This window comes from Kribbella sp. NPDC031520 (genome assembly GCF_055580825.1).
This window is the reverse complement of the sequence record NZ_JBVIKS010000001.1, coordinates 1,190,934-1,210,486: the sequence shown is the minus strand read 5'-3', so window position 1 is coordinate 1,210,486 and position 19,553 is coordinate 1,190,934. Positions and strand designations below refer to the sequence as shown.

The 19,553-nt window shown below is 69.1% G+C and carries 22 protein-coding genes and 1 pseudogene; 16 read left to right on the top strand and 7 right to left on the bottom strand.

Going from position 1 to position 19,553, the window contains the following annotated elements; genetic code table 11:
- Nucleotides 1–118 precede the first annotated feature (118 nt).
- The 4 genes from ACZ5BU_RS06100 to ACZ5BU_RS06085 form a co-directional block, all read right to left on the bottom strand.
- Nucleotides 119–274 (bottom strand): hypothetical protein, encoded by a 156-nt coding sequence (locus tag ACZ5BU_RS06100; protein ID WP_465695911.1) that lies wholly within the window; start codon nt 272–274, stop codon nt 119–121.
- Nucleotides 275–385: 111 nt separating this feature from the next.
- Nucleotides 386–1,087, bottom strand: coding sequence for a GntR family transcriptional regulator (locus tag ACZ5BU_RS06095; protein WP_465695910.1), 702 nt, complete (start codon nt 1,085–1,087; stop codon nt 386–388).
- Entirely contained in the window at nt 1,084–1,596 is a 513-nt protein-coding gene (locus ACZ5BU_RS06090; RefSeq protein ID WP_465695909.1) for a cysteine hydrolase family protein, read from the bottom strand. Before ACZ5BU_RS06090 ends, ACZ5BU_RS06095 begins: the two co-directional genes overlap by 4 nt.
- A 3-nt stretch (nt 1,597–1,599) precedes the next feature.
- Complete coding sequence (locus tag ACZ5BU_RS06085; protein WP_465695908.1) at nt 1,600–3,051, bottom strand: purine-cytosine permease family protein; 1,452 nt, start codon at nt 3,049–3,051, stop codon at nt 1,600–1,602.
- 81 nt (nt 3,052–3,132) lie between these two features.
- Here ACZ5BU_RS06085 and ACZ5BU_RS06080 point away from each other — a divergent pair, with 81 nt between their 5' ends.
- From ACZ5BU_RS06080 to ACZ5BU_RS06065, 4 genes are read left to right on the top strand one after another with little or no spacing between them, the layout of a single operon-like run.
- A complete protein-coding gene (locus ACZ5BU_RS06080) occupies nt 3,133–3,978 on the top strand; it encodes an alpha/beta fold hydrolase (protein ID WP_465695906.1) in 846 nt (281 codons plus the stop codon).
- Nucleotides 3,979–3,982: 4 nt separating this feature from the next.
- Entirely contained in the window at nt 3,983–4,540 is a 558-nt protein-coding gene (locus ACZ5BU_RS06075; protein WP_465695904.1) for an NADH-quinone oxidoreductase subunit B, read from the top strand.
- Nucleotides 4,537–5,292 (top strand): NADH-quinone oxidoreductase subunit C, encoded by a 756-nt coding sequence (locus ACZ5BU_RS06070; protein ID WP_465695902.1) that lies wholly within the window; start codon nt 4,537–4,539, stop codon nt 5,290–5,292. The genes ACZ5BU_RS06075 and ACZ5BU_RS06070 overlap by 4 nt, the downstream gene beginning before the upstream one ends.
- A complete protein-coding gene (locus ACZ5BU_RS06065; RefSeq protein WP_465695900.1) occupies nt 5,289–6,221 on the top strand; it encodes a GNAT family N-acetyltransferase in 933 nt (310 codons plus the stop codon). The genes ACZ5BU_RS06070 and ACZ5BU_RS06065 overlap by 4 nt, the downstream gene beginning before the upstream one ends.
- Here the strand turns inward: ACZ5BU_RS06065 and ACZ5BU_RS06060 are convergent.
- The 3 genes from ACZ5BU_RS06060 to ACZ5BU_RS06050 are packed head-to-tail and all read right to left on the bottom strand — an operon-like array spanning nt 6,212 to nt 8,053.
- Nucleotides 6,212–6,637, bottom strand: a complete 426-nt coding sequence (locus tag ACZ5BU_RS06060; RefSeq protein ID WP_465695898.1) for a PIN domain-containing protein — start codon at nt 6,635–6,637, stop codon at nt 6,212–6,214. The genes ACZ5BU_RS06065 and ACZ5BU_RS06060 overlap by 10 nt on opposite strands.
- Nucleotides 6,634–6,855: a type II toxin-antitoxin system VapB family antitoxin gene (gene vapB, locus ACZ5BU_RS06055; protein WP_465695896.1), complete on the bottom strand. Its 222-nt coding sequence runs from the start codon at nt 6,853–6,855 to the stop codon at nt 6,634–6,636. Before vapB ends, ACZ5BU_RS06060 begins: the two co-directional genes overlap by 4 nt.
- A 31-nt stretch (nt 6,856–6,886) precedes the next feature.
- Nucleotides 6,887–8,053 carry an NAD(P)H-binding protein gene (locus ACZ5BU_RS06050; protein ID WP_465695894.1) on the bottom strand — a complete coding sequence of 389 codons (1,167 nt, stop codon included), beginning with the start codon at nt 8,051–8,053 and terminating at the stop codon, nt 6,887–6,889.
- A gap of 62 nt (nt 8,054–8,115) precedes the next feature.
- Between ACZ5BU_RS06050 and ACZ5BU_RS06045 the strand changes: the two genes are divergently transcribed.
- The 12 genes and pseudogenes from ACZ5BU_RS06045 (at nt 8,116) to ACZ5BU_RS05990 (ending at nt 19,545) form a co-directional block, all read left to right on the top strand.
- Complete coding sequence (locus tag ACZ5BU_RS06045; protein WP_465695893.1) at nt 8,116–9,063, top strand: complex I subunit 1/NuoH family protein; 948 nt, start codon at nt 8,116–8,118, stop codon at nt 9,061–9,063.
- A gap of 46 nt (nt 9,064–9,109) precedes the next feature.
- On the top strand, nt 9,110–9,766 hold the full coding sequence (locus ACZ5BU_RS06040; protein ID WP_465695891.1) for a response regulator transcription factor: 657 nt from the start codon (nt 9,110–9,112) through the stop codon (nt 9,764–9,766).
- Between the two features lie 50 nt (nt 9,767–9,816).
- Entirely contained in the window at nt 9,817–11,067 is a 1,251-nt protein-coding gene (locus ACZ5BU_RS06035) for a sensor histidine kinase (RefSeq protein ID WP_465695890.1), read from the top strand.
- Nucleotides 11,068–11,100: 33 nt separating this feature from the next.
- Nucleotides 11,101–11,442: a YciI family protein gene (locus ACZ5BU_RS06030; RefSeq protein WP_465695888.1), complete on the top strand. Its 342-nt coding sequence runs from the start codon at nt 11,101–11,103 to the stop codon at nt 11,440–11,442.
- A 13-nt stretch (nt 11,443–11,455) separates the two neighbouring features.
- Nucleotides 11,456–12,652: an RNA polymerase sigma factor gene (locus ACZ5BU_RS06025; protein ID WP_465695886.1), complete on the top strand. Its 1,197-nt coding sequence runs from the start codon at nt 11,456–11,458 to the stop codon at nt 12,650–12,652.
- A gap of 25 nt (nt 12,653–12,677) precedes the next feature.
- Nucleotides 12,678–13,436 (top strand): methylenetetrahydrofolate reductase, encoded by a 759-nt coding sequence (locus tag ACZ5BU_RS06020; protein ID WP_465695884.1) that lies wholly within the window; start codon nt 12,678–12,680, stop codon nt 13,434–13,436.
- A 181-nt stretch (nt 13,437–13,617) separates the two neighbouring features.
- Nucleotides 13,618–13,833 (top strand): annotated as a pseudogene (locus tag ACZ5BU_RS06015) (4Fe-4S binding protein); the annotation flags it as partial.
- Nucleotides 13,834–13,970: 137 nt separating this feature from the next.
- The gene (locus ACZ5BU_RS06010) at nt 13,971–14,465 is read left to right on the top strand and encodes an NADH-quinone oxidoreductase subunit J family protein (protein ID WP_465695882.1); all 495 of its coding nucleotides are present in this window, start codon (nt 13,971–13,973) and stop codon (nt 14,463–14,465) included.
- A 1-nt stretch (nt 14,466) separates the two neighbouring features.
- Entirely contained in the window at nt 14,467–14,784 is a 318-nt protein-coding gene (gene nuoK, locus ACZ5BU_RS06005) for an NADH-quinone oxidoreductase subunit NuoK (RefSeq protein ID WP_465695880.1), read from the top strand.
- Nucleotides 14,781–16,547: an NADH-quinone oxidoreductase subunit 5 family protein gene (locus ACZ5BU_RS06000; protein ID WP_465695879.1), complete on the top strand. Its 1,767-nt coding sequence runs from the start codon at nt 14,781–14,783 to the stop codon at nt 16,545–16,547. Before nuoK ends, ACZ5BU_RS06000 begins: the two co-directional genes overlap by 4 nt.
- Nucleotides 16,544–18,097, top strand: a complete 1,554-nt coding sequence (locus ACZ5BU_RS05995) for a complex I subunit 4 family protein (RefSeq protein ID WP_465695878.1) — start codon at nt 16,544–16,546, stop codon at nt 18,095–18,097. The genes ACZ5BU_RS06000 and ACZ5BU_RS05995 overlap by 4 nt, the downstream gene beginning before the upstream one ends.
- Nucleotides 18,094–19,545 (top strand): NADH-quinone oxidoreductase subunit N, encoded by a 1,452-nt coding sequence (locus ACZ5BU_RS05990; protein WP_465695876.1) that lies wholly within the window; start codon nt 18,094–18,096, stop codon nt 19,543–19,545. Before ACZ5BU_RS05995 ends, ACZ5BU_RS05990 begins: the two co-directional genes overlap by 4 nt.
- Nucleotides 19,546–19,553 lie beyond the last annotated feature (8 nt).

Genomic DNA, 19,553 nt, shown 5'->3' with positions numbered 1-19,553 from the left:
CCCCCTTCCCCCTCCCCCCCCCCCCCTCCTCCCCCCCTCCCCCCCCCCTCCCCCCCCCCCCCCCCCCCCCCCCCCCCCCCGCCGGGGGAGGGAACGGGCTTCGGGGGTGAACGTGCGGTCACATCGCGGGCCGGGCCCGGAGCTCGGGCGCGCAGGGCTGCGGTAGCTGCGGTGCGCGCTTACGGAACCACAAGGGACGCTGGAAGTCGCGACGGATGCGGTCCTGGCGGTACTTCATCTCCGCCTGTACCGCGGCGGTCGAGTAAACGAACATGATCTCCTCCGGCTGCTTCTCGCTGCTGGGAAAACAGTCCGTCTCTGAGGAGACCCCACACATCAGCACTACTCCCTATGCCCTGGGCAACTACCCCCTTAGGCACCCGATTCAGCTGTTGTAGGTGAGGTTCAGTTCGTAGTGGGTGGGGTCGAGGAGCTCGTCGGCGTACTCGGCGAACTGGTCGGTGGCGGTCCAGCTGGTCCGGGTGGTGTGCAGGAACCAGGTGCCTTCGGGGCGTTCGAGATGGCCGGCTTCGACGGGGGTGAGTGGGCGGCCGCGGAGGCGTTGTTCGCAGTGGTCGAGGTACAGGCCCGCGCGGTTGAGCGTGACGCTGATGGAGCCGTTGTCGAGGCCGCGTTCGGGCAGGTCCCGCAACGTGTCGAGAGCGGGGATCCGGCTCCGTTCGAGAGAGATCGACGTACCGTCCGTGAGCTGCCGGACGCGCTCGATCACGACGAAGGACGGCGAATCGAGCTCGAATCGCGCGGCCAGGCCGGGGTCGTCCTCGAGCTCGATCCGGACCGTCCGCATCCGCGTCTGCACGCCCTGCTCGGACAGCGCGTGCGTCCACCCCAGCCGCCCATCCAACGGCCGGCCGTCGAACAGTACGTACGAACCCTTCCCCGTCCGCGTCGCGATCAGGTCTTCCTCGGCAAGGACGGCCAGAGCGGCGCGAACTGTGTTCCGGCTGACCGAGAACCGCTTCGCCAGCTCCACCTCACCCGGCAACTGCGAACCCCGCCGTACGACGCCCGACTTGATCTCCCGTGCCAGGACCCGAGCCACCTGCTCGTGCTTGAGCCGGATCATCGCAACTGCTCCACGCTCACAATCTCCAGCATCGGCGCGTACAACCGCATCACGTCGATCGCCTTCGCATGGTTCTCCGCGCTCGACCCGGCACAGGCTTCCTCGACGACCTGCACCTGCACCCCGGCGTCGACCGCCGCCAGTGCCGTACTGATCACGCAACAATCCGTGGCCACCCCGGCCAGCACGAGCCGCCCGTCGACCCGCGCCGCCAACTCGGGGCCCCAGGCACCGAACGTCGTCTTGTCCAGAGTTGGAGCGCCCTTGAACTCGTCCACCAACTGGTACGCGTCGGCATCGGCCGGTTGCAATGCGAACGGAAACGTCTCGTAGTACCCGACCCAGGCTCCGGCGGGCTGCTCCGGCGCGACGAACCGCGTGAACACCACCTCCGGCGAGAACATGGTGATCAGCTCCCGCACAGGTTCCACCACCCGCCGGAAGTCAGGTGTCGTCCACGGGGAAGAAGGATCCGCGAAGATCCGCTGCAGATCGATCAGCGCGAGCACCGGTCACGCCTCCTGACGCCGTACGGCGGCCCGCCCGCCGAACCACTGGGCGACGAACCCGAGCACGAGCGCCACCAGCACGCCGAGGTTCGCGTACGCCCAGGAGCCGCCCTTCCCGCCGAGCCCGAACGCGCCGAGCAGATACCCCTGCCAGGTGAGCCACGACGCCAGCGTGTTCGTCACCAGTCCCCAGCCGATGCCGGTGGCAACGACCATCGTCAGCACCGGCAGCCACCGTACGTCGCCGTACCGCCCGGTCGGCCGGTAGAGGTCGTCCTCGGCGTAGTCGCGCCGGCGCGTCGCGATGTCGGCGAGGACGATCCCGCACCAGGCCGCGATCGGTACGCCGAGCGTGATCAGGAACCCCTGGAACTGCCCGAGGAACTTCCCGCCGTAGAACACCACGTAGATCGTCCCGGCGATCATCACCACGCCGTCGACGAACGCCGCGACGTACCGCTTGACCGGCAGCCCGAGCGACAGCAGCGCCAGCCCGGACGAGTAGATGTCGAGTACGGCTCCACCGACCAGCCCGAGCACCGCGACGACCACGAACGGCACCAGGAACCAGGTCGGCAACGCCGCCGCGAGCGCACCGATCGGGTCGGCGCCGATCGCCGTACTCAGGTCCTTCGACGAGCCGGCCAGCAACAGACCGAACACCAGCAGCACGACCGGAGCGACCGACCCGCCGAACGTCGTCCAGCCGACCACGCCGCGGCTGGACGCCCGGCGCGGGAGGTACCGCGAGTAATCCGCGGCCGCGTTCACCCAGCCGAGCCCGAAGCCCGTCATCAGGAACACGAGCGCGCCGATCACGGCCTGCGCGGATCCGTTCGGAAGTGCCGAAACCGTCTTCCAGTGGATCTGATCGGCGACCAGGACCACGTAGACGACCGTGAGTACGCCGGTCACGATCGTGATGACCGTCTGCGCCCGCATGATCAGGTCGAACCCGAGCACGCCGCACGCGACCGTCAGCAGACCGACCACGACGAGCGCGATCACCTTGGTCAGCGCGCCGCCGCCCCAGCCGAGCCGTTCGAAAACGGTTGCCGTCGCCAACGTCGCGAGAATCGTCAGCACGGTCTCCCAGCCGACCGTCAGCAACCAGGAAACGAGCGACGGAAGCTTGTTTCCGCGGACCCCGAACGCGGCCCGGCTGAGCACCATCGTCGGCGCCGAACCACGTTTTCCGGCCAGCGCGATCAGCCCGCAGAGCAGGAACGAGAACACGACTCCGATCAGCCCGGCGATCACAGCCTGCCAGAACGAGATCCCGAACCCGAGCGCGAACGCGCCGTAACTCAGCCCCAGTACCGAAACGTTGGCCCCGAACCACGGCCAGAACAACTGGCTCGGGCGGCCCTTCCGGTCCGCATCCGCGATCACGTTCAGCCCGTTGCTCTCGACGGAGAGCGCGCGAGTCTGCTGCACCTCGACCTGATCGGTCATCCCGGCTCCTTGTGAAAGGACCTGTTCAGTCCTGTTCAATCAAGGTAGGCCTGGCATCGGGCGTGGTCAACAATGATTCCCATGCTGAGTGCTGCGGTGGACGGGTTCAGGCTGGCGTACGACCGGACCGGCGACGGCGACGCAGTCGTCCTGCTGCACGGTTGGCCGGGGGACCGGACCGACCATCGGGTGCTGGCGCCGCTGCTCGTGGAGCGGGGTTGCGAGGTGGTGGTGCCGGATCTGCGCGGGTTCGGCGCGTCCGAGGGCGCGTCGGCGGATCCGGCGCAGTACGGCGTGGACGCACAGGCCCGGAGCGTCGTCGCGCTGGTGGAGGAGCTCGGGCTGGAACGGCCCGTGTTCGCCGGGTACGACATCGGCAGCCGGATCGCGCAGGGGATCGCCCGGACCCGGCCCGAGTTGGTGGAGGGGCTGGTGATCGCGCCGCCGCTGCCGGGGATCGGGAAGCGGGTGTTCTCGGAGCAGGCGCAGGCGGAGTTCTGGTACCAGGCTTTCCACCGGTTGCCGATGATCGAGGAACTGATCGACGGGAAGCCCGAGGCAGTTCGCGCGTACCTGACGCACTTCTGGACGCACTGGTCCGGGCCTGGCTTCGAGCCGGAGCTGGATCACCTCGTGGATGCGTATTCACGGCCGGGTGCCTTCACAGCGTCGATCCAGTGGTACCGGGCAGGCGCCGGGGCGGTCGCGGTGTCCGCCGCGGAGTCGGCACCGGCGTCGTACGACCGGATCGCCGTACCGACCGTGGTGCTCTGGCCGGAGTTCGACCCGCTGTTCCCGCGCGCCTGGTCGGACCGGGTGGACGACTTCTACAGCGACGTCCGGATCCGGCCGGTCGACGGCGTCGGCCACTACGCGCCACTCGAGTACCCGGAGATCCTCGCCGAAGAGATTGCCGGACTAGGCTGAGACCATGGCCGAGACCGAGCTGGGGATGCCGACCGTACGGCCGGCCGTGGGTGCGCTGACGAAGCTCGCGCCGGAGCCGGTGCGGTACCTGCTGAACTGGGGCCGGAAGTACTCGCTCTGGGTGTTCAACTTCGGGCTCGCCTGTTGCGCGATCGAGTTCATCGCCGCGTCGATGGGCCGGCACGACTTCATCCGGCTCGGCGTGATCCCGTTCGCGCCCGGACCGCGGCAGGCCGACCTGATGGTGGTGTCCGGCACCGTCACGGACAAGATGGCGCCGGCGATCAAGCGGCTGTACGACCAGATGCCCGAGCCGAAGTACGTGATCAGTTTCGGCTCCTGCTCGAACTCCGGCGGCCCGTACTGGGACTCGTACTGCGTGACCAAGGGTGTCGACCAGATCATCCCCGTCGACGTGTACGTGCCCGGCTGCCCGCCGCGGCCGGAGGCGCTGCTGCAGGGCATCCTCAAACTCCAGGAGAAGATCGCCGGCGAGACCGTCGCGAGCCGGTACGACGAGCCGACGGCCGCCGCGCTGACGCGGGGCCTGGTGCAGCCTTGACCTCGGACGCACTGCAGGCGCTGACCGCCGCGGGGATCGCGGCCACCCAGGCGGACAGCTTCGGGCCGACCGCCGTCGACGTGCCGCCGGCGTCGTGGGTCGCGGCGCACGAGGTGCTGCGGGACGCGGTCGGGTTCACGTTCTTCGACTTCCTGAGTGCGTCGGACGAGCTCAAGGACGGGTTCCGGGTTGTGTCGCATCTCGCGGACTTCTGGGGCGGGTCGCACGTCGAGCACCTGCTCGTACGGACGCTGGTGCCGCGCGACAACGCCGTACTGCCGACGCTGACCGACGTGTACGCCGGGGCGAACTGGCACGAGCGGGAGACGCACGAGATGTTCGGGATCGCCTTCGACGGGCATCCGAACCTGACGACGCTGCTGCTGCCGGACGAGTTCGAGGGGCACCCGCTGCGCAAGGAGTTCGTGCTCGCTTCCCGGGTCGCCAAACCGTGGCCCGGCGCGAAGGAACCCGGCGAGTCCGACCACGCCCCCGCCGGCGCCCCGAGCCGCCGCCGCACCCTCCCACCCGGCGTCCCCGACCCGGAAACCTGGGGCCCCCGCCCACCCGGCTCCCCGGACCCCGACCCCCTCGCCCCCGCCGAGGCCGCCGCCACCCCCGCCCGCCCGCGCCGAGCAGGCCCTCCCGGCGAACGCCGTCCCCGCCGCCAAACCCCCACCCCACCTACACCCGACGCGGGTTCGTCCGGTCCGGCGGAGGGGGAAGCGCCGTCTGCTGGGGCGGACGAGTGATTCCTACTGCTGAGGAGCTGGCGGGCTGGACGTTGGAGCGGCAGCATCCGCTCACGCGTACGTGGGTGGACGACGCGCGCCGCCTCGCGATCCTCGCCGAGGAGCACGCCGCGCTGGACATCCTGCTCGCCGAGGACCTGGACATCGCCGCCGCTCGGGCGCAGCGGCTCGCGCCGGGCAAGCCCGCCGAGTCGATGCTCAACCGTTGGGTTGCTGTAGGCAACGACCTGGGCGTGATGTTCAGCATGCGGTTCGAGAACATGAACCTGGACAGGCCGTTCGTCGACGCGACCCCGATGACGCGCTCACCGGAACCGCACGACCTGCCCGCGATCGCCGCGGCGGCACGCGAGTACTACGGCATCCACAACCCGCTGTACGTCCGCCTCTGGACCGCGGACGTCGGCCTCGACGGCACCACCCCCGACCGCCGGTTCCTCGGCGCACCGATCAGCGAGCTCCAGCCGTACGACGTACCGCCCGGCCTCGCGCTCCGCCAGGCGAGCACCGTCGACCACTACGACGACGCCCGCCGCGCGTACGACGCCGTCGACGCCGACCACCCGCACCACGTCGAGGAAGCCGTCATCGAGGACCTCGATGATCTGCAGGAATCCGCCGCCGATGGCCTCCTGTTCGACGTGACCGTGAACGGCGAGTGGGCCGGGTACGCCGCCGCGATCATCAAACCCGACGACGCCCTGGGCCTGCCTGCGTACGTGGTCCGCGAACTGGTCCTGGCCCCGGAACACCGAGGCCACGGCTACGGCCGCCACCTCAGCGCCCTCCTGGCCCAGTCCCTCCCCGACCGCACCCGCATCCTGATCGGCACCATCCACACCGCCAACCAAGGCGCCCGAACCGCAGCCCTCAAATCCGGCCGCCAAGACGTAGGCGGCTGGCTCCAACTCCCCCTCACTCAGGTCTGAGCAAGCCGCTCCGTCGGCTGCCCGGTCAGATCGGCGATGAGTTCGAAGTCCTTGTCCAGATGCAGAAGGACGAGGCCGGTCTGCTCAGCGGTGGCGGCGATCAGCAGGTCCGCCACCGAAGGTGCCCGATGCTGGCCTGCCGAAGCGAGCTGCGACTGCACAACCACGGCGCGACGCTCAGTCGCAGGGGTCACGTTCTCCACTGGCATTGCTGCGACGGGTGGCTGCTGCAGAAGCGAGCGATGCTCATCTGCAGATCTGGCAGAGAATCCGACCTCGAGCAGGGTCATGGTGGTGATGTGCACGAGCCCGCGGTTGATGCGGTTCGCCCAGTCCTCCCAATCGGGAGCGTCGCTCAGACGTACCAGCGCTGACTTGTCGATCAACCAGCGCCGGTTGTCGAGAGTCGGCGTCATGACCAGGCCTGCCGCATGACCTCGGGGTCCTCCAGGTCACGAGCCAGCTCCGACAACCGCTGGAGATCTGCGAGAGTGACAGTAGCTTCGGAACGCCCAGCTTCTTGGCTGAGCTGCCGGCGCAGATATTCGCTCCTGGACAGCCCTTGGCCAGCCGCTCGCTGGTCGATCACGGCGAGGACATCGTCGGGTACGTCGCGAATCAGCACGTCGCTCATGGCATATCCCTCCATCAGATATCTGATGATATCAGGCGGTTGGTGGGGTGTAGTAGAAGACTTCCTCGCGGGTGATTTGGCCGGTGTCTACTGTGCAGAGGGAGAGTTTGGTGGTGTGGGTGCCGCCGTGGTGGAAGGTGAAGCGGATGGCGAAGTGGTTGTCCGTGACGAGGGGGCCCAGTACGTCGATGGCGTCGTACTCGATGCCGGCGGTCTGTTGGCGGGCGTTTTCGAGGATGGCGTCGGTGCCTTTGAGTTCGATCTCCTCGCCGTTGGTTTCGAGGGGCGCGACACGGACCATGTCGGGCGCGGTCAGGGCGAGCGCCTCGTTCAGGCGGCCGGTGGAGAGGGCGTCGGTGTAGAGCTGCGCGACCTCGGCGGTTGTCGGGACCCGGAACTCCGCGGCGTGCTCGGTGGCCCATTCGGCGAAGGTGCGGGCGGGCTGGCCGGTCAGCTCGGCGACTGTGGTGGTGACCGGTTCGGGGTTGTCGACCAGCGAAGACCAGTAGGCGACCGAGCTTTCGGCGAGGATCGGGTCGGCGCCCAGGTCGAGCATGGCCTGGCGGGCGGCGGCGTCGGAGAGGGCTTCGACGCGCATCGGTTTGCCGACCGCGCGGGCGATGGTCTGGATCTGCTCGGTCTGGGTGACGACCTCGGGTCCGGTGATGTCGTACGTCCGGCCGATGTGATGGTCGTCGAGGAGGGTGAGTACGGCGACCGCGGCGATATCGCGTTCGTGGATCATCGAGCGGCCGGCCTCCGGGGACGAGACCCGGACCACGTCGCCGGTGCGGAAATCTCCTGCCCAGTTCTGGGCGTTGACGGCGAAGCCGCTCGGGCGGACGAACGTCCAGTCCTTCTCCTTCAGCAACTGCTCGACGTCGCCCCACACACCACCCGACGGCGCACTCAACGAGGACAGGTAGACGACCCGGCGCGGGAGTTCGCGCACCACGGCCGCGGCTCCGTCGGCGCTGAACGACGGCCACAGGAAGAACGCCGCATCCGCACCCTCCGCGGCTCGTCGTACGGCGGACGGATCGTTGAGGTCGCCCTGGATCAGCTCGACGTCGGAAGGGAAGCCCGCGCGTTCCGGCGTACGGACGAGGGCTCGTACGGAGACGCCGGCCGCGCGTAGTCCCGCGACGACGTGGCGGCCGACGCGGCCGGTGGCTCCGGTGACAAGGATTGTTCGCATACGACCCAGCCTCGGACCTGAACGTTGGTTGAGGTCAAGCCCGACACACTAGGCTGACGTTCATGCTGGAGTTCGTGGTGCGGGTGGTGGGCGTACTGGTCGCCTTCCTGGTGGCGCCCTTGCTGGTCGGCCAGGCCGAGCACAAGGTGATGGCGCACATGCAGTCACGGCTCGGCCCGATGTACGCGGGCGGGTTCCACGGCTGGGCGCAGCTGGTCGCGGACGGTGTGAAGTTCGTCCAGAAGGAAAGTGTGGTCCCGGCCGCCGCGGACAAGCGGGTGTTCGAGTGGGCGCCGGTGGTCGCGATCCTGCCGTACCTGGCCGCACTGGCCGCGATCCCGCTGGCGCCGGGCCTGGTCGGCGCGGACCTCGACTCGGGCCTGTTCTTCGTCCTCGCGGTGATGAGCATCGGCGTACTCGGCTCGCTGATGGCGGGCTGGGGCAGCGGGAACAAGTACAGCCTGCTCGGCGGGCTCCGGGTCGCGGCGCAGCTGATGAGCTACGAGTTGCCGTTCGTGCTGTCCGCGGCGAGCGTCGCGGTCGCGGCCGGTTCGTTGAGCTTGACAGGGATCGCCCACGCCTGGAACCCGTGGTGGTTGCTCTGGCAACTACCCGGAATGATCGTGTTCTTCATCGCGGGATTGGCCGAGCTGCAGCGGCCGCCGTTCGACATGCCGGTCGCGGACTCCGAGGTGATCTTCGGGCCGTACACGGAGTACACCGGGCTCCGGTTCGCGATGTTCCTGCTCGCCGAGTACGCCGGCATCGTCGTACTCGCAGGCCTCACCACGGTCCTGTTCCTCGGCGGTTGGAGCGGCCCCGGACCGGAGTCGATCGGGTGGATCTGGACGCTGCTGAAGGTCGCCCTCGTGTCGGTCGTGGTGATCTGGGTCCGGGTGTCGTTCCCGCGGATGCGCGCCGACCAGCTCCAGAAGCTGGCCTGGCAAGGCCTGGTCCCGGTGGCACTCCTCCAACTGGCCATAACGGGTGTAGGCGTCGTGCTGTTCTGAGTGCGGAAACGCCGGGGAAACACCGCGGTCGGGGATCATGGGGTGCGTGCGGGTACTGGTGGTCGAGGACGAACCGTTGCTGGCGGCAGCGATCGCGGAATGGTTGCGCGACGACTCGCACGCGGTGGACCTGACCGGTGACGGCGGCGCCGCGCTGGAACGGTTGTCCGTGAACGAGTACGACGTACTCGTCCTCGACCGCGACATCCCGGTCGTGCACGGCGACGAGGTGTGCCGGCAACTGGTGGCGTCCGGGTCGGACACGCGGGTGCTGATGCTGACCGCGGCGGCCGCGGTGACGGACCGCGTGCAGGGCCTCGGCCTCGGGGCGGACGACTACCTCACCAAACCGTTCGCGTTCGCCGAGCTCGCGGCCCGGGTGCTGGCTCTCGGCCGCCGCAGCCGCCCCGCCGATCCGCCGGTACTGCGACGTGCCGGCCTCGCACTGGACCCGGCGCGGCACGAGGTGTTCCGCGACGGCCGGTACGTGCCGTTGTCGAAGAAGGAGTTCGCCGTACTCGCGGAGCTGCTGCGGGCCGACGGCGCGACCGTGTCGGCCGAACAACTGCTGGAGAAGGCATGGGACGAGCACGTGGACCCGTTCACGGGGGCGGTACGTCTGACGATCCTCAAGCTGCGCCGGAAACTGGGCGAGCCGGGACTGGTCGAGACCGTCACCGGCGTCGGCTACCGCATCCCCTGAAGAAGCTGTCGCTCCGCGGCCGGCTGACCCTGCTGTACGGCGGCCTGTTCATGGTCGCCGGCGTACTGCTGCTCGGCGTCACCTACGCGCTGTTCAACGCCAACCTCGGCCAGCAGCACCGCGTGATCGTCAACGGCACCTACCTGAGCCCCTCCCCGGGCGCCAAAACACCGCAGACACCGCAGCCACCGCCACCGAGCAGCGACGTCTATGCGCTGAACAAGGACGGCGCCGTGCTCACCGGATCGGACGCCGAGCGCGTCATGGACCAGCAACGCGAACAGGTGCGGCAGGCCGCGAACAAGGCGATGCTGACCCAGGGCAGCATCGCGCTGCTCGCCGTCGGCGCGCTGGCAGCGGGCTTCGGATGGCTCGTCGCCGGCCGGGTCCTGGCACCACTGCACCAGGTGACCGACACAGCCCGGCGGATCGCCGCGTCTCCCGCAGCCCTGCACGAGCGGATCGCGCTGAAAGGTCCCGACGACGAGGTGAAGAACCTCGCGGACGCGTTCGACACGATGGTCGAACGGCTGGACCACGCGTTCGACGGCCAGCGCCGGTTCGTGGCGAACGCGTCCCACGAGCTGCGGACGCCGTTGACGCTCGGCCGTGCACTGGTCGAAGTCGCGATGCATCGTCCGACGGCGTCCGCGGAGGTGAAGGAACTGGGCGAGAGCCTGCTCACGATCAACGCCAGGCACGAGCAGCTGATCGAAGGCCTGCTGATCCTCGCCGACTCCGAGAAGCAGCTCACGACGGTCTACCCGGTGAACCTGAGCGACATCGTCACCCACGTCGCCGCCCAGCTCTCGAACGAGGCGGCGAAGGCCGGCGTCGAGGTGATCCGCGGCCCGGGCGACGCCCCGACCAGGGGCGACGCGCTGCTGCTGGAACGGCTCGTACACAACCTGGTCGAGAACGGCATCCGCCACAACCCGGACCGCCAGGCCACCACAATGGCCGGGGAACAGGACGCGCAGGCGGAGCGTACGGCCGAAACGGCGGATGTGATGGGCCTGGGGTCCGGGCGGTGGGTGCGCGTCGTGAGCAAGCGCGTCGGCGACGAGGTGCAGGTCGTCGTCACGAACACCGGGCCGGAGATTCCGCCGTACGAGGTGGAGAGTCTGTTCAAGCCGTTCTACCGGCTCGGCGCCGAGCGGCTGGTCGGCGGGAAGGGGGCGGGGCTCGGGCTGTCGATCGTACGGTCGGTGGCGGAGGCGCACGGCGGGAGTGTCGCGGCGGTACCGCGGCCCGGCGGCGGGCTGGAAATTACTGTGGTACTGCCTGTCGATCCAGGGTGAGGTCGTTCGTGTAGGTGTCGAGAAGGAGGAACGATGAACCAGTACGTGCTCAGCATCTACCAGCCCGACGGCCCGCCGCCTGCACCCGAGATCCTGGACCCGATCATGCGCGACCTCGAGGTCCTGAACGCGGAGCTCAGGTCGGCCGGGGTCTGGGTGTTCGACGCCGGCATGCACCCGCCCGAGACCGCGACCGTGCTGCAGGCGAAGGGCGACGACGTGCTCGTGACGGACGGGCCGTTCACCGAGGGCAAGGAACACCTCGGCGGCTTCATCGTCATCCGGGTCGAGGACCTCGACGCCGCGCTGCACTGGGGCCGGCGCCTCACGAAGGTGCTCGGTCTGCCGGTCGAGGTCAGGCCCTCCCAGTCGTGACTTCCGCGTATTCATGACCGACGACCTTGCCGCGATCTTCCGGGCCGAGCACGGGCGGGCCGTTGCCGTGCTCACCCGGGTGTTCGGGGACCTGGACGTCGCGGAGGACGCCGTACAGGACGCGTTCGCGGCGGCTGTGCAGAAGTGGCCGGAGAGCGGCGTACCGCCGAGCCCAGCCGGCTGGATCATCACGACCGCGCGGAACCGTGCGATCGACCGCCTGCGCCGGGAGGCCGCGCGGGCGGACAAACATGCCCAGGCGGCGTTGCTGCAGGCCGAGGCCGAGCCGGTGGAGGAGGGGGCTGTGCACGACGACCGTCTGCGGCTGATCTTCACCTGCTGCCACCCGGCGCTCGCGCTGAACGTCCGGGTCGCGCTGACCCTCCGGATGCTCGGCGGCCTCACCACCGCCGAGATCGCCCACGCCTTCCTCGTGCCGGAGCCGACAATGGCGCAGCGCCTCGTGCGGGCGAAGGCCAAGATCAAGGCCGCGGGCATCCCGTACCGGGTGCCGTACGAGGCGGACCTTCCCGAGCGCGTCCGCGGCGTACTCGCCGTCGTCTATCTGATCTTCAACGAGGGGTACGCCGCCTCGGCCGGCGAGACCCTGGTCCGCGACGAACTCGCGGTCGAGGCGATCCGCCTGGGCCGGCTGCTCGTCGACCTGATGCCGGACGAGCCCGAAGCGGTCGGGCTGCTCGCGCTGATGCTGCTCCAGCAGTCCCGCCGCCCGGCCCGGGTCGCGCCCGACGGCACGCTCGTCCGCCTCCGCGACCAGGACCGTACGTTGTGGGACCGCGCGCTGATCGCCGAGGGGCACGCTCTCGTACGGCAGTGTCTGCGAAGGAACCACCCCGGCCCGTATCAGTTGCAGGCCGCAATCAACGCCGTCCACGCGGATGCCGCGAGCGCAGAGGACACCGACTGGCCGCAGATCCTGCAGTTGTACGACCACCTCCTGACGCTCGACCCGACCCCGGTGGTCGCGCTCAACCGGGCCGTCGTCGTGGCCGAGGTCGAAGGCCCGGCCGCCGCGCTCGAGCTCGTCGACGAGTTGTCGCTCGACAGCTACTACCTCTTCCATGCGATCCGGGCCGACCTCCTCACCCAGTTGGGCCGCGACGCCGAGGCACAGGCGGCGTACGCGACCGCGCTGACGCACAGCACCAACCAGGCCGAGCGCGATTTCCTGAGATCGCGGATCCGGTAGGCGGGAGTTCTGTAGGGTCCGAGCCGTGCCCGGATTCGAGTTGATCTGTGAAGTGGAGCCGCCGACCCGTCCCGACCTGAAGAAGGTCCGGCACCAGATCGGCGTGCTGAGCGCGGTCGCGGACGGGTTCCTGATCCCCGACAACCACATCGGCCGGGCGACCGTGTCCAGCGTCGCGGTCGCGAACGAGGTCCAGCTGATGGGCGCGCGCGGCATCGCCTGCCTGAACTCGCGGGACCGCAACCTGCTCGGCTTCCGGCGCGACCTGCTGACCGCGGCGGCGTACGGTGTCGAGCAGTTCCTGTTCGTGCACGGCGACGATCCGGCCGAGGGCGCGCGGACGAGCCAGTTGACGGTACGGCGGATGATCGAGCAGACCCGGGAGACGACGTACCCGGGCTGCAACCCCTTCAAGGTCGGCGCCGCCACGCGACTGCGGACGGTGCCGCGGTGGAAGGCCGAGGCCGACTTCCTGTACGTCCAGGTCAGCTACGACCTCGACGAACTGCTCCGCTGGCGCGAGTCGGTCCGGCTCGACATCCCGGTGTACGCCGGGGTGATGGTGCTCGCGTCCGCGCAGATGGCCCGCAATCTCGCCGGCCTGTCGCAGCTGACGATCCCGGACGCCCTGGTCGAGGCCGTCGAACGGGACCGCGACGCGGGCGTCGACCACGCCTGCGAGCAGATCCTGAAGATCCGTGACTCCGGAGCCTTCGAAGGAGTTCACCTGATACCGGTCAGCCGCTACCGCCAGGTCGCCGCCCGCCTCGAACGCGAGCTGTAAGCGGTACCGATCGGCTAGTGTCCTGTTAACCGACGGGAGGTGGAGTGTGGGGCTGCCTGGTAAGGGGCTGGTCGAGGGTCTGAAGGTCACTGCGCGGACGCTGGCCCGGCGCTCCGTCACCGAGCAGTATCCGGACGTCCTGCCGGAGCTGCCGCCGCGCAGCCGCGGGGTGATCGCGCTGATGGAGGAGAACTGCACCTCCTGCATGCTGTGCGCGCGCGAGTGCCCGAGCTGGTGCATCTACATCGACTCGCACACCGAGACCGCGCCGTCGGTCGGTGAGCAGGCCCGCGAGCGCAGCCGGAACGTGCTGGACCGGTTCGCGATCGACTTCAGCCTCTGCATGTACTGCGGGATATGCATCGAGGCCTGCCCGTTCGACGCGCTGTTCTGGTCGCCCGAGTTCGAGTACGCCGAGACCGACATCCGGAACCTGACCCACGAGAAGGACCGCCTCCGCGACTGGATGTGGACCGTTCCGGCCCCGCCGCCCATCGACCCGGGACCGGCCGTCCAGGATCCAGGGGACGAGGCGTGACAACGGTTCTGTTCGCCGTCGCCGGTGTGGCGGCGGTCGCCGCCGCCGTCCTGGTCGTCACGTCCTGCCGGATCGTGCACGCCGCGCTCTGGCTGGTGGTCGCGCTCGGCGCGATCGCCGGGTGCTTCGGCGCGCTGCACGCCGAGTTCGTCGCGCTGGTCCAGATCCTGGTGTACGTCGGCGCCATCGTCGTACTCGTGCTGTTCGCGCTGATGTTGACCAAGGCACCGACCAACCCGCTGCCGGAGCTGACCACCGGCCGCAGCCCGTTCGCCGCCGTGGTGGCCGGCGTCCTCGCGCTGATCCTCGGCGCCGGTATTGTGCTTGCCTTCGGCAACGAGAAGATCAAGCCGGTGCACGATGGATCGGCGACCGCGGTCGGGACCCAGGTGTTCAAGAACTGGGTGCTCCCGTTCGAGGTTCTCTCCGTACTGTTGCTCGCCGCACTGATCGGAGCGATTGCCCTGTCACAGCGGAAGAAGGAGGACTGACATGCCGTTGGTCCTCCCACTGCTTCTGGCAGTGGTGCTGTTCTGTATCGGCGTGTACGGCGTCCTTGCCCGGCGCAACGTGATCACGATCCTGATGTCGTTCGAGCTGATGCTGAACGCCGTCAACCTGAACCTGGTCGCGTTCGACGCCTGGCGGGTGGACGAGTCGACCGGTCAGACCCTCGCGGTGTTCGTGATCACGCTGGCCGCCGCCGAGATCGGCCTCGGGCTCGCGATCGTGCTGCTGCTGTTCCGCAGCCAGGGTCACGTCGACGCGGACGCGGCCCGCGACCTGCTCGAGCACGAGGAGGCGTCGTGATCGCCACCGCGTGGCGGGTCGTCGGTGTCGGTTTCTCGCTCCTGGTCGTGCTCGCCGCGGCGCTGCTGCACGGCGTCACACCGCGGACGACGACGGCCGGCGGCGCGATGATCGGCCGCGACTTCTGGTTCTCGTACGAGTTCCGTACCGACGGCCTGACCGTGCTGATGCTCGCCGTCGTCGGAGTCGTCTCGGCCTGCGTGCAGGTGTACTCGATCGGCTACGTCCGCGAGCGCGTCGCGTCGTACACGGCGCTCGTCACGCTGTTCACCGCGGCGATGGTGACCGTGGTCGTCTCGGACAACCTGTTCGTACTGCTGATCGGCTGGGAGGTGATGGGCGCCTGCTCGTACCTGCTGATCGGCCACTACTGGGAGCGTCGCGACGCCCGGGCCGGTGCGATGAAGGCGTTCCTGATCACCAGGCTCGCCGACGTCGGTTTCCTGTTCGGCATCTTCGTCCTCGGCGTCGGGTACCACACGTTCCGGATCTCCGAGCTCGGCAGCAGCCCGATCCAGCCGCACACGCTGACCATCGGCACGCTGCTGCTGCTCGTCGGCGTGGTCGGCAAGTCGGCGCAGGTCCCGTTGCAGACCTGGCTCCCGGATGCGATGCCCGGTCCGAGCCCGGTCAGCGCCCTGATCCACGCGGCGACGATGGTTGCCGCGGGCGTCTTCCTGATCGCCCGGTTGTTCGACCTGTTCGTCAAGGCCGAGACGACGCTGACCGTGCTGGCAGTGGTCGCCTGCGTGACGATGCTGTTCGCGGCGTCGTGCGCGATGGCGGCCGTCGAGGTGAAGCGGGTCCTCGCGTGGTCGACCGTGAGCCAGTTGGCGATCATGTTCTCCGGACTGTCGCTCGGCACGCACGACGGCCGGCACGCGGCGCTCTTCCACCTGCTGACGCATGCCGCGTTCAAGGGGCTGCTGTTCCTCTGCGCGGGCGTGCTGCTGCATCAGGTCGGCAGCGCCGCCTTCGTCGTACTCCGTCGGTACTCGCGCCGTGGTGCGCTGCGGAAGCGGCTTCCGGTGACGTTCGTGACGATGACGATCGGCCTCGCGGCGCTGGCCGGCGTACCGGGGTTCGCCGGGTTCTTCTCGAAGGACTCGGTGGTCGAGGCCGCCTGGGAGACGGCCCGGGACGGCTCGGTGGTCGGCTGGATCGTGCTCGTGTCGGTCAGCCTGACCGCGATGATGACGGCCTTCTACTGCGTACGCATGTGGCTGTGGATCTTCTTCCGGACGCCGGCGTTGGTCGGCGGGCTCGGCGCGTTCGAGGACGACGACGCGATGGCCGACCTGGACGAGCCGGACGCGCGCAAGCTGCACGAGGGGTCGTGGCTGATGCTGGGGCCGATGGTCCTGCTGACGGTCGGCGCGATCGGCCTGGGCTATGCGGACGGCGTACACCTGAAGTGGCAGATCGCGTTGATCACGACGGTGCTCGCGGTGCTCGGCGCCCTCCCGGCGTACTCGCTGTGGAGCCGGGGCGCTGACCCGCGGCCGGTGGTGCTGGAGCGCGAGTACGGCGTGGATCCGGCGTACCAGCGGTTGTTCGTCGTACCCGTGCGGTGGCTGGCTCGGTTGACGGTCGGCGGTGACCAGGACGTGATCGGGGCGTACGTCCGCGCGACCGGGCGGGCCGGCGTGCTCGCGTCGGCCGGGTTCCGGAAGCTGCAGACGGGGAATGTGCAGACGTACCTGACCGCGGCCGTGGTCGGTGTGGTGGCGCTGGCGATTCTCGCGGGGGTGATCGGCTCGTGAGCCAGGCGTTGCTGATCGCGTTGCTGGCGGTGCCGGCGCTGACTGCTGTGGTGTTGTGGGCGCTGCCGGTGGTGGTCGGTGAGCGGGTGGCGGCGATCGTCGGGTCCGCCGTTTCGGGGCTGGTGCTGATCGGGTCGGTGTTCCTCTGGTGGGACATGAGACGGCCCCATTGTCCGTGTCCGAGCGTTTTCGTCGGACTTGAAGGCCCACCGCCGCGGACCTTGCCTGGCAAGTTGTTGCCGTTCGCCCAGACCGACGTGTCCTGGATCCCGCAGCTCGACGTCCGGTTCCATATCGCGGTCGACGGCATCTCGATGCCGCTGATCACGCTGACCGCGCTGCTCGTCCTCCTCAGCTGCCTGTACTCGCTGAAGATCACGCCCCGCATCGGCCGGATCCGCTCGCTGATCGCGCTGCTGCTGGTGATCGAGACCGGCGTGATCGGGACCTTCGCGGCCGCCGATCTCGTGCTGTTCTTCGTGTTCTTCGAGGTCGTACTGATCCCCATGTGGCTCGTGATCGACATCTGGGGCGACCATCACGACCGGGCCGGGCGCCGACGCGCGGCGAACACGTTCGTCCTGATGACCGTGTTCGGGTCGGCGCTGATGCTGCTCGGGTTCCTGCTGGTCCACCGGCAGACCGGGACGTTCGACGTACTGTTCCTCGGACAGCATCCACTGCGCGGCGGGCACGGGATCGCGCTGGCTGCGGCTGTGCTGATCGCGGTCGGGCTCGCCGTGAAGATGCCGCTCTGGCCGCTGCACATCTGGCTGCCGGACGCGCACGCGAAGGCGCCGACGGTCGGGTCGGTGCTGCTCGCCGGCGTCCTGCTGAAGCTGGGCAGCTACGGCATGATCCGGATCCTGCTGCCGATCCTGCCCGGGGCGACGGCCACCATCGCGCCGTACCTGGCCGGCTTCTCGGTGGTCGCGATCATCGCCGGATCGCTGGCCTGCCTGGCGCAGACCGACGTGAAGCGCCTGATCGCGTACTCGAGCGTCGGGCACATGGGCTTCATCGGGCTCGGCATCGCGACGATGTCGCCGGAAGGTCTGAACGGCGCGCTGTACGCCAACATCGCGCACGGCATCATCACCGGCCTGCTGTTCTTCCTGGCCGGGGCGATCAAGGACCGGCACGACACCAGCGACCTGCGGGCGATCGGCCGTGCACTGTACGCCCGGCTGCCGCGGATCGGCGGTCTGCTCACGTACGCCTGTCTCGCGTCGCTCGGGCTGCCCGGGCTGGCCGGGTTCTGGGGCGAGATGCTGGTCCTGCTCGGCGCGTACCACCCGGCCGACTGGTTGCCGCGGACAACGTTCATCGTGCTGATGGTGATCGCCGGGCTGGGCGCGGTGCTCACCGCCGCGTACTTCCTCCGGCTGATCCGCGACCTGTGCCAGGGCGATCCCGCCGAGTATCCGGCGACCCCGTTCGCCGTCGACCTCAGCCGGATCGAGCTCGTCACCTTCGGCCCACTGGCAGTGCTCACCGTGTTCCTCGGTCTCTGGCCGTTCACGCTGCTCAACGAGTGGATGCTCCTATGACGCTCACGTGGACGGACTGGCAAGCGGTCGCCGTGCCGCTGGTGCTGGCGATCGGTGCGATCGCCGTACTGCTGATCGACAGCTTCTGGAAGAGTGCGCCGGCCGAGTTGCGGCACACCGTCGTGACGTTGCTGACGAGTGCTGTGATCCTGTTCGGGATCGTGTTCGTGTGGGCGCAGCGCGACGACTTCAAGCCCGCGTTCTGCCGTCCGGCGGCCGAGGAACCCGCGCAGTGCAGCCTGGTGTTCGAGCCGTTGACGGCCGGGCTGTGGGCGGTGCTGCTGGTCGGCGCGCTCGGCGTTGTCGGGTTGTCGACCTACAACCTGCTGGCCAAGGACGTGCCGATCGGGGAGTACCACTTCCTCCTGCTCAGCGCGCTGACCGGTGCCACGGTGCTCGCCGGAGCGCGGGACCTGGCGACGCTGGTGATCGCGCTCGAGGTGGTGTCGCTGCCGACGTTCGCGATGGTCGCGCTGCGGCACGACCGGCGCGGGTCCGAGGGCGCGCTGAAGGCGTTCCTGGTGTCGGTGCTCTCGACCGCGGTGATGCTGTTCGGCGTTTCCTATCTGTACGGCGTGACCGGCTCGCTGTACCTGTCCACGATCGCGAACCGGTTGAGCGACCTCGACCCGGACGTCGCGCGGGTGACGTTCGCGGCCGGGCTGTTCGTGATCGTCGGGTTCGCGTTCAAGATCGCGGCGGTCCCGTTCCACGCCTGGCTGCCGGACACGTACGTCGGCGCGCCGGTTGAGGTCACCACGTTCCTTGCCGTCGTCTCGAAGTCGGCCGGGGTAGGCGGGTTGCTCGTACTCGTGACGTCCGGGATCGCGCCGGCCGGTTCGGAGCTGCGTACGGCGGTCGCGATCCTGGCAGCCGTGACGATGACGGTCGGCAACCTGGCCGCGCTACGCCAGGTCGAGGCGGTCCGGCTGCTCGCCTGGTCGTCGATCGGGCAGGTCGGTTTCCTGCTCGCTCCGCTGGCGGTCGGGGACGCGCAGGCCGTCGTCGGGTACCTGGCGGCGTACGTCGTCGTAACGCTCGGCGCCTTCGGAGCGGTGGCTGTCGTCCAACGGCATCGCCCCGGCGGCCTGCTCACCGACTACCGAGGCATGGTCCGCTCCGAGCCCGGCCTGGCTGCAGCTCTCATCTTCTTCCTAGTGGTCCTGGCGGGTCTGCCCCCGGGCCTGGCTGGTCTCTTCACCAAGTTCGCCGCGTTCCAAGCGGTGATCGACGCCCACCTCGGCTGGCTGGCGATCGTGATGGCGGTCAACGTGATGATCGGCCTGGCCGTCTACCTGCGGTGGATCACCGAACTGTTCCGGTTGCCCGCAGACAATCCGTTCTCCGTCGACATCGAAACCCCGGCAGTCACCGTGCTCACCCTGTGCGCAGCTCTCACCGCAGTCCTGTCGGTGCTACCGAGCATCATGTTCGCCCTCGCGACCTGACCAACGCC

What these genes read in the sequence shown, in the direction of transcription:
- vapB (WP_465695896.1), bottom strand. Translation starts at nt 6,855, where the DNA reads ATGAGCGACGTGCTGATTCGCGACGTACCCGACGATGTCCTCGCCGTG.
- ACZ5BU_RS06045 (WP_465695893.1), top strand. Translation starts at nt 8,116, where the DNA reads ATGCTGGAGTTCGTGGTGCGGGTGGTGGGCGTACTGGTCGCCTTCCTG.
- ACZ5BU_RS06100 (WP_465695911.1), bottom strand. Translation starts at nt 274, where the DNA reads ATGTTCGTTTACTCGACCGCCGCGGTACAGGCGGAGATGAAGTACCGC.
- ACZ5BU_RS06025 (WP_465695886.1), top strand. Translation starts at nt 11,456, where the DNA reads ATGACCGACGACCTTGCCGCGATCTTCCGGGCCGAGCACGGGCGGGCC.
- ACZ5BU_RS06060 (WP_465695898.1), bottom strand. Translation starts at nt 6,637, where the DNA reads ATGACGCCGACTCTCGACAACCGGCGCTGGTTGATCGACAAGTCAGCG.
- ACZ5BU_RS06075 (WP_465695904.1), top strand. Translation starts at nt 3,983, where the DNA reads ATGGCCGAGACCGAGCTGGGGATGCCGACCGTACGGCCGGCCGTGGGT.
- ACZ5BU_RS05990 (WP_465695876.1), top strand. Translation starts at nt 18,094, where the DNA reads ATGACGCTCACGTGGACGGACTGGCAAGCGGTCGCCGTGCCGCTGGTG.
- ACZ5BU_RS06085 (WP_465695908.1), bottom strand. Translation starts at nt 3,051, where the DNA reads ATGACCGATCAGGTCGAGGTGCAGCAGACTCGCGCGCTCTCCGTCGAG.
- ACZ5BU_RS06050 (WP_465695894.1), bottom strand. Translation starts at nt 8,053, where the DNA reads ATGCGAACAATCCTTGTCACCGGAGCCACCGGCCGCGTCGGCCGCCAC.
- ACZ5BU_RS06080 (WP_465695906.1), top strand. Translation starts at nt 3,133, where the DNA reads ATGCTGAGTGCTGCGGTGGACGGGTTCAGGCTGGCGTACGACCGGACC.
- ACZ5BU_RS06095 (WP_465695910.1), bottom strand. Translation starts at nt 1,087, where the DNA reads ATGATCCGGCTCAAGCACGAGCAGGTGGCTCGGGTCCTGGCACGGGAG.
- nuoK (WP_465695880.1), top strand. Translation starts at nt 14,467, where the DNA reads ATGCCGTTGGTCCTCCCACTGCTTCTGGCAGTGGTGCTGTTCTGTATC.
- ACZ5BU_RS06035 (WP_465695890.1), top strand. Translation starts at nt 9,817, where the DNA reads ATGGTCGCCGGCGTACTGCTGCTCGGCGTCACCTACGCGCTGTTCAAC.
- ACZ5BU_RS06030 (WP_465695888.1), top strand. Translation starts at nt 11,101, where the DNA reads ATGAACCAGTACGTGCTCAGCATCTACCAGCCCGACGGCCCGCCGCCT.